Annotated in this window: 11 protein-coding genes; 5 read left to right on the forward strand and 6 right to left on the reverse strand. The window is 59.6% G+C overall.

Translation table 11 applies throughout. The annotated features are described in order from the left end of the window. Positions 1-177 precede the first annotated feature (177 nt). Entirely contained in the window at positions 178-1467 is a 1290-nt protein-coding gene (locus RGR602_RS00415) for an ABC transporter substrate-binding protein (RefSeq protein WP_039843459.1), read from the reverse strand. Positions 1468-1606: 139 nt separating this feature from the next. On the opposite strand from RGR602_RS00415, the gene RGR602_RS00420 reads away from it, so the two are divergent. Genes RGR602_RS00420 through RGR602_RS00430 form a run of 3 tightly spaced genes read left to right on the forward strand, consistent with a single transcriptional unit; the run spans position 1607 to position 5505 of the window. Then, entirely contained in the window at positions 1607-2635 is a 1029-nt protein-coding gene (locus RGR602_RS00420; protein ID WP_039843460.1) for a LacI family DNA-binding transcriptional regulator, read from the forward strand. A gap of 9 nt (positions 2636-2644) precedes the next feature. Further along, the gene (locus RGR602_RS00425; protein WP_039846557.1) at positions 2645-4498 is read left to right on the forward strand and encodes a DUF2264 domain-containing protein; all 1854 of its coding nucleotides are present in this window, start codon (positions 2645-2647) and stop codon (positions 4496-4498) included. Continuing rightward, on the forward strand, positions 4495-5505 hold the full coding sequence (locus tag RGR602_RS00430) for a hydroxyacid dehydrogenase (RefSeq protein WP_039843461.1): 1011 nt from the start codon (positions 4495-4497) through the stop codon (positions 5503-5505). The genes RGR602_RS00425 and RGR602_RS00430 overlap by 4 nt, the downstream gene beginning before the upstream one ends. Positions 5506-5507: 2 nt before the next feature. Here the strand turns inward: RGR602_RS00430 and RGR602_RS00435 are convergent, their stop codons facing one another. The 5 genes from RGR602_RS00435 to RGR602_RS00455 form a co-directional block, all read right to left on the reverse strand. After that, the gene (locus RGR602_RS00435; RefSeq protein ID WP_039843462.1) at positions 5508-6782 is read right to left on the reverse strand and encodes a Gfo/Idh/MocA family protein; all 1275 of its coding nucleotides are present in this window, start codon (positions 6780-6782) and stop codon (positions 5508-5510) included. Between the two features lie 37 nt (positions 6783-6819). Then, positions 6820-7650 (reverse strand): sugar phosphate isomerase/epimerase family protein, encoded by an 831-nt coding sequence (locus tag RGR602_RS00440; protein ID WP_039843463.1) that lies wholly within the window; start codon positions 7648-7650, stop codon positions 6820-6822. 27 nt (positions 7651-7677) lie between these two features. Further along, the gene (locus RGR602_RS00445) at positions 7678-8841 is read right to left on the reverse strand and encodes a dihydrodipicolinate synthase family protein (RefSeq protein WP_039843464.1); all 1164 of its coding nucleotides are present in this window, start codon (positions 8839-8841) and stop codon (positions 7678-7680) included. A gap of 1 nt (position 8842) precedes the next feature. Beyond that, a complete protein-coding gene (locus RGR602_RS00450; RefSeq protein ID WP_039843465.1) occupies positions 8843-9991 on the reverse strand; it encodes a Gfo/Idh/MocA family protein in 1149 nt (382 codons plus the stop codon). Positions 9992-10123: 132 nt separating this feature from the next. Further along, entirely contained in the window at positions 10124-10801 is a 678-nt protein-coding gene (locus RGR602_RS00455) for a TetR/AcrR family transcriptional regulator (RefSeq protein ID WP_039843466.1), read from the reverse strand. A gap of 207 nt (positions 10802-11008) precedes the next feature. Here RGR602_RS00455 and RGR602_RS00460 point away from each other — a divergent pair, with 207 nt between their 5' ends. Both RGR602_RS00460 and RGR602_RS00465 read left to right on the forward strand, forming a co-directional pair. Beyond that, a complete protein-coding gene (locus RGR602_RS00460; RefSeq protein ID WP_039843467.1) occupies positions 11009-12295 on the forward strand; it encodes an ABC transporter substrate-binding protein in 1287 nt (428 codons plus the stop codon). 5 nt (positions 12296-12300) lie between these two features. Beyond that, positions 12301-13263 carry a carbohydrate ABC transporter permease gene (locus RGR602_RS00465; RefSeq protein WP_039843468.1) on the forward strand — a complete coding sequence of 321 codons (963 nt, stop codon included), beginning with the start codon at positions 12301-12303 and terminating at the stop codon, positions 13261-13263. Position 13264 lies beyond the last annotated feature (1 nt).

A 13264-nucleotide genomic window follows, 5' to 3' on the forward strand; every position in this document is an offset into this window, starting at 1 on the left:
TGGGGAACCCGATTACGATCGCCCTCCGCTTGGGCGCCCGCCTACCGGCGGGGCCGGAGCCCCGCAACCAACGCTCAATAAAGAGGCCCGCCAGGCTGAACTGACCCGTGAAAGTTGGACATCAACGGTCAGGGGTCAGTTTACGAGGGCGGGCCTTCCGGGAGGAGAAACCTGGATTCAGCTTCTGATCGTTGCCTTGCCTTGTTCCACCAGGCGAGCGGCGGCATCGGCGGGCGTCGTGCGTTCGAACGCGAGCTCGTCAGCGAGGGGCCGAAGGACGCGCTGGTCGAATTCCGTCGCGCCAAGTGGGGCAGGAGCCGGGTAATCGCCGACCTGATCCTTAAGAAGGTTGACGTACTTGACGGTATCCTGCTCCGTCGGGTTAAGGTTCGGCAGGATCGCCTCGCGTACGGTCGCCGACATCGGCACGCCCCGTTCCACTCCCAGGATCTTGCCGGCGTCGATGTCGTTGACGAAGAAGTCGATGAACTTGGCGGCCGCTTCGCCGTTCTTCGTCGTCGCTCCGATGCTCCAGATAAGCGCGGGACGGTAGTAATGGCCGGAGGGACCACCCTTCCTTTCGCGCGGTAGCATAGTGATCGCCAGTTTGTTCTTCGAGATCAACTGATAGCCGACGAGCTGGTTTGAATAGGCCATGCCGATCGCCGATTTGCCAAGCGCCAGGCAGTTGGTGTCGATGGTGTTCTGGTCGAGCGTCTGTACATCCGCCGCGACCGTGCCACCCTTCTTGCGCAGGTCCTCCCAGAAGCTGTACCACTCCTTGGCGTCCTCGACGTCGAAGCCCAGGCTGCCATTGGCGTAAAGGCTCTTGCCGCGCTGGCGCAGCCAGGCATCGAAAACATAGGCATAGCGCGCGCCGTAAGGGCCGCCCCAGTAATTGTCCTTGCCGGCAGCTTTTGTAAGCTCGACGGCCAGTTTGGCATATTCGTCCCAGGTGAGGTCTGGCGTCGGCAAGGGAAGTCCAGCCTTTTCAAAGATGGTCTGATCGAAAAAGAGCGCAAAGGAGTTAAGGCCGAGGCCGATGCCATAGAGCTTGCTGTCGACGGTCGTCAGCTTCAGCATATCCTTGCCGAAGGTATCGACCTTGAGCGCCGAGGGAACGAACTCGTCGAGGGGCAAGCAGGCCCCGCGCTTCGAGTAATCGGAGATCGTGCTGGGCTCGAGCTGGAACACATCGGCGATCGCGCGGCCAGCCATCTGCGTCGCGAGCTTCGTCCAATAGCCGTCGCCGCTGAGCGACTCGCCGACGATGGTGACGCCCGGCGTCTTGGCCTGATAGAGCTTTGCAACCTCCAGCGTACGCTTGGCGCGGTCGTTAGAACCCCACCACATGGCACGCAGTTGCGCGTCTTCGGCAAATGCCGGGATGGCACTCCCAGCGCCGAATGCGAGGCCCGTAGCCACACCGGCCGAGCCCATCAGAAATGAACGTCGATTGATCTGCATGATGATCCTCCTTTGTCGCCTGCCCGTGCCGTCCTCCAACGGTTCTCGAGCATGTCTGGGGTAGAGTACGCAAATAATTTCGGTTTGCAACAAATTATATTATCATTGCAAATTTGCATGATTTGCATATGTTTGAGTTATGAACGAAATCAAACCCAGACGGCTGCGTCAGGCCGACATCGCAGCCTTAGCAGGCGTCTCCGTTTCGACGGTTTCACGCGTGCTTGCCAACGAGCCAGGCATAAGCGAAAGCGTGCGCGAGCATATTCTGAGGGTGGCGGCCGAGCATGGATACCAGGTGAGGTCTGCTCCGGAAGCGGTTCCGGGCGGACTTGCGCTGATTGCCAGCGATGGCGTCACGGGCGGACTGAGCGTTTTCTACGAATCCATCGTCGAGGGTCTGCGCACAGCGGCAGCCGAGCACGGTATGTCGTTTGAGGTTCGCCTCATCCGGGAAGACCGCGCGACGCCCGAGGTCATTCGCGACTATTTAAAGTCGGCGCGTGCCGAGGGTCTCTTTCTCGTCGGCATTGATCCGAGTGGGGCTTTGCGCGGCTGGATCGACGACGAGAAAGTTCCGGTTGTCCTCGTCAACGGGACGGATCCTCAGCTCCGACTCGACGGTGTTTCGCCTTCCAATTTTTTCGGTGCCTTCCAGGCTGCCCAGCGGCTGCTGAAGGCCGGCCACCGCCGCATCCTCCATCTGACCGGTTCCCACCGCAATACGATCCGCGAGCGTGTTCGCGGTTTCGAGGCGGCGATAACCTCGGTCCCGGATGCCGAAGGCCGGCTTGTGCCGATGACGTTTCATGGCAGTGCCAGCCGCGAGGCGCATGAGCTGACGGCGGCGATTCTTGCGGAGAACGCCGGCTTCACTGCCGCCTTCTGCATGAACGATTTTATTGCAGTCGGTGTCTTGGAAGCCGTCACGGAAGCTGGCCTTCGGGTGCCGGAAGACTTTGCGATCGTCGGTTTCGACGATCTGCCCTGCGCATTGATGACCAATCCGCCGCTTTCCACCATGCGCGTCGATCGTGCGGCGCTTGGCCGGGAGGCGATCGGTCTGATGATGTCGCGTTTCCGCGACCGGGCGGCCCCCGCCCGTCATGTATGCCTCGGGGTCATCCCCGTTGCCGGGGGCACAGTATCTGATGTTGCAACCTCATGAGTGATTCCGATGACCTATGATCCGGCCAGCGCCAATCCGCTTGCAGGCAACCCGCTCGAAACCCGCGAGGACATGGGCCGCGCGCTTCTCGATCTCTTCGATCCACTGCTGCCTTACTTTTCGAAGGGCAATGCCCGCGTGCGGCTGGATGGCGCTGGCGCACATTTCGATCGTGCCGCGGCCGATCTGGAAGGCTTCGCCCGGCCTCTGTGGGGTCTTGCTCCTTTGGGTGCGGGAAACGGCCGCTTCGAGCATTGGAAACGTTTCGCCGAAGGCCTCGCAAATGGCGCCGATCCGCAGCATCCGGAATATTGGGGCACGGTCAACGGCCGCGACCAGCGCATGGTGGAGCTTGCCGCGCTCGGTTTTGCGCTGGCGCTTGTCCCGGAAAAGATCTGGGAGCCATTAGATGGTCATGCCCGGAACAACGTCATCGCCTATCTCAAGCACGCGCGCCAGTTTGACTACGCCGACAACAACTGGAAGTTCTTCCGCATCTTCGTCGATATAGCGCTTGACCGATTGGGAGCGGATTTCGATCGCAGCCTCACTAGGCAATATCTGGAAGAGCTGGAGGGCTTCTATATCGGCGATGGCTGGTATCGCGACGGCAATGTGCGCCGTATCGATCACTACATTCCCTTCGCGATGCACTTTTACGGCCTGATTTATTCGAAGCTTGTCGATGATGACTATGCCAAGCGATACCGCGAACGGGCAGTACTTTTTGCGAAGGATTTCAAGAACTGGTTTGCATCCGACGGTGCGACGATCCCCTTCGGCCGCAGCCTGACATACCGTTTCGCCTGCGCAGGTTTCTGGTCGGCGCTTGCCTTCGCCGACCTCGAAGCTTTGCCGTGGGGTGAAGTCAAGCATCTTTGCCTCCAGCATCTGCGCTGGTGGAGGGACAAGCCGATGACGAACCGAGACGGCATCCTTTCAATCGGTTTCGGCTATCCCAACCTGCTGATGTCGGAGAGTTATAATTCTGCAGGCTCGCCCTATTGGGCTTTCAAGGCCTTCTTGCCGCTCGCAATTCCAGCAGATCATCCGTTCTGGACGTCAAAGGAAACGGCGCCGGAAGCGGTCGCCGTCTCCCCGCAGCGCCATCCGGGCATGGTCATGATACGGGCGGGTGGCGATGTCGTGGCGCTTTCTTCCGGCCAGGAAAATTTGCAGATGCGTTTTGGAACGGAAAAATACGCAAAATTCGCATATTCAGCGCGCTACGGATTCAGTGTTGAGGCCGACGAGCGAAATTTCGCCGGCGGCGCTTTTGATTCGGCGCTGGCTTTCAGCGACGATGGATTGCATTACCGAGTTCGCGAGACAAATGCGGAAGCCAAGATTGCCGGTGACGTGCTTTATTCGAAGTGGTCGCCGTTCAAGGATGTCTCGGTCGAAACATGGCTCGTACCGGCTGCGCCCTGGCATATTCGCGTTCACAGGATCAATACGCCACGTGCGCTGCAGACGTCCGAAGGCGGCTTCGCGATCGCCAAACGGGATTTCGATCTTGATACGCTTTCGGTAGAAGCAGGTGCCGCGCATGTCATTGGAGAGAGTGATTTTTCCGGCATCGCCGATCTTGGCTCGACCGTGACGCGCACCGGCCTTGCGCAGAAAGCCTTGCCGAATACGAACCTCATTGTGGCAAAGACATTGGTGCCGCAGTTGCGCGGCGAAATCCCCGCAGGTGAGACCGTGCTGATCACGGCAGTGCTCGCAATCAATGATCCGCAAGCTGTTTCCGGGGCCTGGATGAAGCGCCCTGTTGTCCCGGACATCGGAGCTTTGGAGCAGCAGGTGAGGGAATACGGCGTGACGGTCAGCGCCATTGTCGCGCCGGGACAGATGCCATGAGCCGTCCCGGCATCGCGTTTGCCATGCATCCGGAACGCACCGAACATGTCGTCTCGGATGAGTTGCTTCAACGCCTGGAAGTCATCGGCCGCTTGCTCGACCGCGAGCCGCTGCAGAATTTCTCTGATGAGCGCGCCCGGCGCGTGCTCCCGGAGACGGAAATCCTCATTACAGGCTGGGGGGCGCCGCAGGTGGGCGGTGAGGTGCTTGCCGCAGCGAGGCGTTTGAAGATTGTCGCTCATGCGGCCGGCACCGTCAAAGGCATTATCGGTGAAGAGATTTTCAGGGCCGGGATTGCGGTCAGCCATGCCGCTGAAGCCAATGCCGCACCGGTCGCGGAGTTTACGCTCGCAGCCATTCTCTTTGCCGGCAAACAGGTTTTCCGCTTCCGCGACCGTTACGTGACAGACCGCAACCGTGACCGCACCCATCCGATGCAGCGTTTGGCGATCGGCAACTACCGGCGCACGGTCGGCATCATTGGTGCATCGCGGATCGGCCGTCGCGTCATCAAGTTGCTGGAGCCGTTTGACTACCGGCTTGTCCTTTTCGATCCGACGATTAGCATGGCTGAAGCCCAAGGGCTTGGAGCAGAGAAGGTCGAGCTGGATACTCTCATGAGGGTTTCCGACATCATTTCGCTTCACGCGCCGTCTCTGCCTTCCACGCAGCATATGATCGATGCGGACAGACTGGCTTTGATGAAGGACGGCGCAACTCTTATCAACACGGCTAGGGGCGCAATCATCGATGAAGCTGCGCTGCTGGCGACGCTTGCAACCGGCCGCATCGATGCCATCATCGATGTAACGGACCCGGAAATTCCCGAGCCTTCATCGGCCTTTTACGATCTGCCGAATCTGTTCCTGACGCCCCATATTGCAGGCGCCGTCGGACTGGAGCGCATGCGCCTCGGCGAAATGGCGGCGGACGAGATCGAACGTTTCTTAAAGGGCGAGCCGCTTCGTTATGGCGTCACCCTTGCGGATCTCGAAAAGATGGCCTGAGCCTATTCGACCCTGCGGGAATTCGGCGAGTCGTCATTGGCAAGCTCAGGCATCAGATCGGCGAGATTGACGACTTTGCCGGTGCGGGAACTCTGAAGCGCTGCAATGCCGCAAAGCACCGACATGGCCCCGGCACGCGTTCCCGCACGCTGATGAAGCCTGTCCTGCATGTCCGGCTTGAAGATCATATTGCGCATCCGGTCGTCCCCGCCGTAGTGGCCGCCGGACGAATGCGGCACGATGATACGCTCGACCGCCTCCTTCCCATTGGGGAAATTCCGGATCAGCAGGATCTCATCCTCTTTCTTCACCTCCCAGGGTTGGGCTTCATGCTGGCGGATTTCGATTCGGCCTTTGGTGCCGTTGAATGCCAGATGGTGGCCTTCGATCGGCTGGAAGGTGTTCAGCGAATAGGAGACATGCACGTTGTTTCGATAGCGGATGCTGACGACCATCGTGTCCGGAATGTCGATATCCTCGCGGAAGACGCAGCCGTCGCGAAAGTATCCGTCGATCTTCGACGGTTCCTCGTAGAGTGCGTCCAGGAAGGGATCTGCCTCCAGATCGAGATAGTAGTCGCATTCATGGGTGTGCGGACAGAGCTTGCAGCGTGGGCCGCGGAAGGGGCCTTTGCGGCCGTAATTCTGTAGGTCGGCGAAGGACGTCACGGCTTCGGGATCGCTGTCGAGATACCAGTTCAGCAGATCGAAATGGTGCGTGGCCTTGTGGACGAAGAGGCTGCCGGAATTTTCGGTATAGGCGTGCCAGCGACGGAAATAGTCGGCGCCGTGTTTCGTGTTCAGATACCAGTGGAAATCGACCGAACTGATGCGGCCGATCTCGCCGGAATTGAGCAATTCCTTGATTTTGGCTGCGGTCGGCGCATAGCGGTAGTTGAATGACACGTCGACGCGCCTGCCGGTGCGCTTCTCGGCGTCGATGATGCGGCGAATCTTGTCGACTGCGGTCGTCATCGGTTTTTCGGTGATGACGTCGATCCCGGCCTCCAGCGCCCGAACGACGATCGCATCATGCGTTTGATCCGGCGTGCAGACGATGACAAGGTCCGGTTTGACCTCGGCCAGCATCGCATCGATATCCTCGTAGATCGGTGCATTGCTGCCGATCATCGTGCGGGCGCGCTCGCCGCGAAGAGAGTTCTTTTCGACGATCGCGACGAGATCGACATGTTCGCGCCAACCGGCGAGCAGTTCTTTGCCCCACATGGTGGTTCCGCGATTTCCTGTCCCGATCAGTGCAAAACGGCGTTTCTCCATCGAATGATCCTCCTCAGGCGTGCTGAAATGTATCGAACTATGCTTGGCAGCAGCTATGGTATCGCTCGACGCAGGTCGCGATGACCTCGTCCGCTGGCCGTTTCCACCAATTCTCTGCCGAAAAGATTTCGACCTCCTGCGCGCCGAGGAAGCCTGCCTTCTCGATCATGCGCCGGATGCCTTTGAGATCGATCACGCCATCGCCCATCATGCCGCGGTCGGTTAGCATGTCCTTTGTCGGCACCAGCCAGTCGCAGATATGATGCGCGAAGATACGCTTCATCTGGCCGGCGCGCGCGATCTGGTTGGCGAGATCCGGATCCCACCAGACATGGTAGACGTCGATTGCAACGCCGACGTTTTCGCCCAGCTGCTCACACATATCGAGCGCGTGAGCGAGCGTGTTCACGCAGGCTCGGTCGGCCGCATACATCGGATGCAGGGGTTCGATTGCCAACGGCATGCCGGCGGCTTCTGCATGCGGCGATACCGCAGCGATACCGTCGGACACCATCTGGCGCGCTGCGCCGATGTCCTTGGAACTGCCCGGCAGCCCGCCGACGACGAGCACGAGGCAATCGGCACCGAGCGCGGCAGCCTCATCGATTGCGCGCCTGTTGTCGTCGAGGTTCCTCTGCCATCCCGCCTCGTTTTCCGCCGGAAAGAAACCGCCGCGACAAAGGCCGGTCAGCTTCAGTCCGTTCGATTTGACGATGCGAACGGCCTCGGCGAGTCCAACTTTCGCGACCTGCTCCCGCCAGGGTGCGATCCTGGTGATGCCGTGCTTCAGGCAGAGATCGACGGCTTGGCCAAATCCGCATTGTTCACGGATCGTCGCAAGGTTGATCGAAAGTCCTTCGACCTGCATATGAATTCCTCCCGCTCCCGATCGGCGTCAGTAAACGCCATGAACGGCGAGCACGCGCTTCATGCGGTTGACCGCCATATCGGGATCGGCAAGTACGCGCGCCTTGTCCGCCAGCCGGAAAAGCTCCGCGAGATGCGTCAGTGAACGCGTGCTCTGCTGCCCGCCGATCATCGTGAAGTGGTCCTGCAGGCCGTTGAGATAGGCAAGGAAGACGACGCCAGTCTTGTAGAAGCGCGTCGGCGCCTTGAAGATGTGACGTGAAAGCGGAACGGTCGGATCGAGCAAGTCGAAGAACTCGCGGTTGCTCTTGCGGCCGAGTGCTTCCATAGCGGCGGAGGCGGCCGGAGCAATGGCATCGAAGATGCCGAGCAGGGCGTCGGAGTGCCCCTGTTCGTCGCCGGCTATCAGTTCCGCATAGTTGAAGTCGTCGCCGGTATACATGCGCACGCCCTTCGGCAGTTGCCGGCGCATTGCGATTTCCTTCTCCTTGGAAAGCAGGGAAACCTTAATGCCGTCGACCTTTGCGGCATTGGCCTCGATCACTTGCAGGCAGGTGGACATGGCCTTGACGTGATCCGGATTACCCCAATAGCCTTCCAGCGCCGGGTCGAACATCTCGCCCAGCCAGTGGATGACGACCGGTTCTTTCACCTGCCGCAGGATGCGGTCATAGACGCGGATGTAATCGTCCGGCCCTCTCGCAGCTGCCGCAAGCGCGCGGCTTGCCATCAGGATGATGCGCCCGCCCTCTGCCTCGACGGCTTCGATCTGTTCTTCGTAGGCCCTGATGATCGTGTCGATCGTCACGTCGGGACCGGGCGCCAGATGATCGGTACCGGCGCCGCAGGCGATCAGTGCATCCTTGCGAGTGCGTGCTTCGGCAAGAGCTCGGCGAATGAGATCGCGCGCTTCGGGCCAGCCAAGTCCCATACCGCGCTGCGCCGTGTCCATCGCTTCGGCAACGCCGAGGCCGAGGTCCCAAAGGCGGTGGCGGAAGGCGAGGGTCCGTTCCCAATCGATGGCAGGCGTCAACCATGGATCGTTGTCCGCCAGCGGGTCGGCGACGACATGGGCAGCGGCAAAGACCACGCGCGGAAAATCTTTCGCATCACGCTTCTTGAGCTCGATTGGCGTTCCGGTCAGCGTATAGGGGGCGATCCTGCCGTCGAGGGGAAGATTGATCGTCTGCATATCAGAACTCCAATGCCGGAACGTCGAGCCAGCGGCGCTCGGCCCAAGATCTCAGGCCCAACTCCGCAAGCTGGACGCCCTTGGCGCCCGCCTCTAGGCCGTAGGGCCAGGGGGCGTCTTCGGCGACATGGCGCAGGAACATTTCCCACTGCACCTTAAAACCGTTGTCGAATGCCTGCGTATCCGGCACCTCGTCCCATGTCTGGTAGAAGTCGATCGTTTGCGGCTGGTCCGGATTCCACACCGGCTTCGGCGTATTGACCCGATGCTGCGTCCAGCATTTCGTAAGACCGGCGACGGCAGAACCGTGCGTGCCGTCTACCTGGAAGGTCACGAGATCGTCGCGGCGCACGCGAACGGCCCAGGACGAATTGATCTGCGCGATGACGCCGCCTTCAAGCTCGAAGGTAGCATAAGCCGCATCATCCGTATCGCAGGCGTAGGTCTTTCCCTGCTCGTCGACGCGGCTGCCAATATGCGTTGCGCCGAGGCAGGAAACCGCTTTCACCTCGCCGAAAAGATTGTCGAGCACGTAGCGCCAGTGGCAGAGCATGTCGAGGATAATGCCGCCGCCATCGCCCTTGCGGTAGTTCCAGGACGGCCGCTGCGCCGGAACGCCCCAATCGCCCTCGAAAACCCAATAGCCGAACTCGCCGCGCACCGAGAGGATCTTGCCGAAGAAACCGGAATCGCGCAGCAGCGCCAGCTTGCGAAGACCCGGCAGGAAGAGTTTGTCCTGCACGACACCGTGCTTGAGGCCGGAGGCTCGCGCTTTCCGTGCAAGGTCAACGGCCACTTGCAGGTCGTCGGAGATCGGCTTTTCGCAATAGACGTGCTTGCCGGCATCGAGTGCCTTGGAAAGCAGCTCGGCGCGCATCAATGTCGTTCCGGCATCGAAGAAAATCTGGTCGTCCGGGTTGGCGAGCGCTCCGTCCAGATCTGTCGACCAGCGCTTGATATTGTGCTTCTTCGCCAACTCTTCCATCTTGTCGCGGTTGCGGCCGACGATGATCGGGTCGATCTCCAGCCGCTCGCCGGATTTCAAATACAAACCGCCCTGGTCGCGGATGGCCAGGATCGATCGCACTAGGTGCTGGTTGTAGCCCATGCGGCCTGTAACGCCGTGCAAAATGATCCCCAGACGAGCCATCTTATTTCTCCCTGCCAAATTGTCGAACGGCGGGAGCGGGCGTTGCCCGGCCCTCCCAAGCCAGTAACTAAACGGTTACTTGATGGCAGATCGGAAGCGGGGCTGTCAATAGTCAAATCAAATTTTGAATTTTCAGCGCTTGATCGAAGCGAGGGTCACGTGGACGATATGCTGTTCCCAACTGTCGAGATTTGAGGGCTCAATCAGTTCGCGCCCGAAGATCGTCGAAAGCGTATGTTGGTTCGAAAGGTAGAAGTATCCGAGCGACGCGATCGTTAGATAGACGTGAAGGGGATCGGCGTTCTCGATGAAGACGCCTTCCTTCTTGCCGCGCTCTAGGACCCGCGCGAGCTCACCGATCAGGTGAGAATGCAATTCCTTGAGCCGGACGGATTGGCGAAGCCAGCGGGCGCGGTGCAAGTTTTCCGTACCGAGCAGGCTTAAAAACTCCGGATGCTTGAGGAAATAGCGCCAGGTGAAGAGAGCAAGCTCGCCGATTCCTTCTTCCGGGCTGCGGTCGCCGATATGCAGGGCACGCTCCGCTGTACGGATGCCGACATAAGCCTCCTCCAGCACACGTAGGTAGAGCTGCTCCTTGTCGCCAAAATAGTGATAGAGCATGCGCTTATTGGTGCCGGCCCGCTCGGCAATTGCGTCGACGCGCGCCCCGCCCATGCCGTTTTCGGCAAATTCGCGGGTAGCTGCTTCCAGGATCGCGGCCTTGGTTCTTTCGGGGTCGCGTTGCAATACGCGATCACCGGCCACCCGCTTGGCTTTTTTCTTTTCCCCGGTCTCGCCGCTATTATCCATCCGCTCATCTCCCCAGACGCTCTGTTGCGCTCATAAGGCTTCGGTGCGAGATTGTAAAAGCGACAATCCGGGAGGAGAACCTCGCGAAATTATCACCGCTTGACAGGCCCGATGCTTGTCCATAGCTTGTAACCAATTAGTTATTTGTTGCAAGAGAAACCAGCAAGGAGCGTGTGGAGGCGCTCCCCAAGGGAGGAGGAAAAACAGATGACACTACGCGTAAGCAGACGTAATTTCATGGCGGGCGGGGCAACGCTTCTCTCGCTTTCGGCACTTGGTTCCAATGCCTTTGCGCAGGATACACGACTGCGTCTGCTGTGGTGGGGATCCCAGCCACGTGCAGATCGCACCAACAAGGTATCGGAACTCTACAAGGCAAAGAATCCGGGCACGTCGATAACCGGCGAGTTTCTCGGTTGGGGTGATTATTGGCCTCGCCTCGCCACGCAGGTCGCTGGCAAGAATGCCCCCGATGTTATCCAAATGGATTACCGTTACATCGTCGAGTATGCACACCGCGGCGCACTTGCGCCTCTCGATTCCTACATGCCGTCGAAGCTCAATCTAGGTGACTTTGACAAGGCGCAGATCGAGGGCGGCAGCGTCGATGGGCATCTTTATGGTGTGAGTCTGGGTGCGAATTCGGCGGCCACCATGCTGAGCAAGACCGCCTTCGAGGAAGCGGGCATCGATCTTCCGACAAAGGCAACGACCTGGGAAGAGTTTGGCAAGATGGCAGCCGAACTGACCAAGGCCGGCAAGCGTAAAGGCATGTTCGGAATGGCCGATGGCAGCGGTGGGGAGCCGCTTTTCGAAAACTACCTCCGCCAACGCGGAAAGGCGCTTTATACTGCTGATGCGAAGATTGGCTTTGGCGTCGAAGAGGCATCCGAATGGTTTGATATGTGGAACAAGTTCCGTGAAAGCGGTGCATGCGTTCCGCCCGACATTCAGGCTTTGGACAAGAACGACATCGAGACCAATACGCTGACCCTTGGCAAGTCTGCCGCTGGTTTCGCGCACTCGAACCAATTCGTGGCATACCAGCAGATGAACAAGGACAAGCTCACTCTGGCAAACCACATGCGAGTGACAAAGGATTCGAAGGGCGGCCACTACCGCAAGCCTTCCATGTTCTTCTCGGTTTCAGCTCAGTCGAAAGTGGTCGATCAGGCAGTCGATTACGTGAACTTCTTCGTCACGAACCCGGATGCAGCACTGGCGCTGGGTGTTGAACGCGGCATTCCGGAATCGGCAGCGATGCGTGAGGTCGTGGCAGCCAAGCTCGACGCTGTCGGGAAAGTGCCGCTGGAATACGTCTCCGGCCTCGGCGATCTCGCCGGCAAGTTGCCACCGCCGCCGCCTGCGGGTGCCGGTGAGGGTGAGCTCACGCTTCGAAACATCTCTGAGCAGGTCGGCTTCGGGCAGTTGACAGCGGCAGACGGCGCCAAGCAGCTCGTGGACGAACTTACGCGCATTCTCGCGCGGGGCTGATCCATATGAATAATGCGATGCGCACGATGCCTGCAGAGGCGGCGACGGTAGAACGGTATCGGGGGGCGGTGGCCGACAGCCGGTTCAGGCGGCTGTGGAATGCCAATGCTCCAGGCTATCTCTTCCTGCTGCCGTGGCTTCTGGGTTTCTTCGGGCTGACGTTCGGACCTGCCCTGATGTCGCTTTACCTATCCTTCACCGACTTCGACATGTTGAGGTCGCCGGGCTGGGTGGGCGCGGCAAACTACGTGCGCATCGCCACTGCCGATCCGAAATTCGCCTCGGCGATGTCGGTCACACTGACCTACGTGATGTTGGCCGTGCCCTTCAAGCTTGCTTTTGCGCTGATGGTTGCGCTGGCGTTGAACCGGGGCATCAAGGGCCTGCCAATCTATCGCGCTATCTTCTATCTGCCCTCGCTGCTCGGCGCGAGCGTGGCGATCGCCGTACTCTGGCGCCAGCTTTTTGCCGGTGACGGCCTGGTCAATGCGGCACTTGCACAATTTGGCATTCAGGGACCGAGCTGGATCTCGCATCCGAACTATTCAATCTATACGCTGGTTGCGCTGAGCGTCTGGCAGTTCGGCTCGCCGATGATCATCTTCCTTGCCGGTTTGCGTCAGATCCCGCAGGACATGTACGAAGCCGCCAGTCTCGATGGCGCGTCGAAGTTCCGGCAGTTCTACAAGATCACGCTGCCGCTTCTGACGCCGGTCATCTTCTTCAACGCCGTCGTGCAGACGATCGACGCCTTCAAGGCCTTCACGCCCGCCTTCATCATCTCCGGCGGCACCGGCGGCCCGATCAATTCGACGCTATTTTATACGCTATATCTCTACCAGGAAGCCTTCGGCAACTTCCGCATGGGCTATGCCTCGGCGCTTGCCTGGATTCTGGTGATCATTATCGCGATCTTCACCGCGTTCTCGTTCCTGTCCTCGCGTTACTGGGTGCACTACGATGACTGAG

The sequence above is a fragment of the Rhizobium gallicum bv. gallicum R602sp genome (assembly GCF_000816845.1).
Lineage (GTDB): Bacteria > Pseudomonadota > Alphaproteobacteria > Rhizobiales > Rhizobiaceae > Rhizobium > Rhizobium gallicum.

What these genes read in the sequence shown, in the direction of transcription:
- RGR602_RS00440 (WP_039843463.1), bottom strand. Translation starts at nt 7,650, where the DNA reads ATGCAGGTCGAAGGACTTTCGATCAACCTTGCGACGATCCGTGAACAA.
- RGR602_RS00445 (WP_039843464.1), bottom strand. Translation starts at nt 8,841, where the DNA reads ATGCAGACGATCAATCTTCCCCTCGACGGCAGGATCGCCCCCTATACG.
- RGR602_RS00430 (WP_039843461.1), top strand. Translation starts at nt 4,495, where the DNA reads ATGAGCCGTCCCGGCATCGCGTTTGCCATGCATCCGGAACGCACCGAA.
- RGR602_RS00465 (WP_039843468.1), top strand. Translation starts at nt 12,301, where the DNA reads ATGAATAATGCGATGCGCACGATGCCTGCAGAGGCGGCGACGGTAGAA.
- RGR602_RS00435 (WP_039843462.1), bottom strand. Translation starts at nt 6,782, where the DNA reads ATGGAGAAACGCCGTTTTGCACTGATCGGGACAGGAAATCGCGGAACC.
- RGR602_RS00420 (WP_039843460.1), top strand. Translation starts at nt 1,607, where the DNA reads ATGAACGAAATCAAACCCAGACGGCTGCGTCAGGCCGACATCGCAGCC.
- RGR602_RS00460 (WP_039843467.1), top strand. Translation starts at nt 11,009, where the DNA reads ATGACACTACGCGTAAGCAGACGTAATTTCATGGCGGGCGGGGCAACG.
- RGR602_RS00415 (WP_039843459.1), bottom strand. Translation starts at nt 1,467, where the DNA reads ATGCAGATCAATCGACGTTCATTTCTGATGGGCTCGGCCGGTGTGGCT.
- RGR602_RS00425 (WP_039846557.1), top strand. Translation starts at nt 2,645, where the DNA reads ATGACCTATGATCCGGCCAGCGCCAATCCGCTTGCAGGCAACCCGCTC.
- RGR602_RS00455 (WP_039843466.1), bottom strand. Translation starts at nt 10,801, where the DNA reads ATGGATAATAGCGGCGAGACCGGGGAAAAGAAAAAAGCCAAGCGGGTG.
- RGR602_RS00450 (WP_039843465.1), bottom strand. Translation starts at nt 9,991, where the DNA reads ATGGCTCGTCTGGGGATCATTTTGCACGGCGTTACAGGCCGCATGGGC.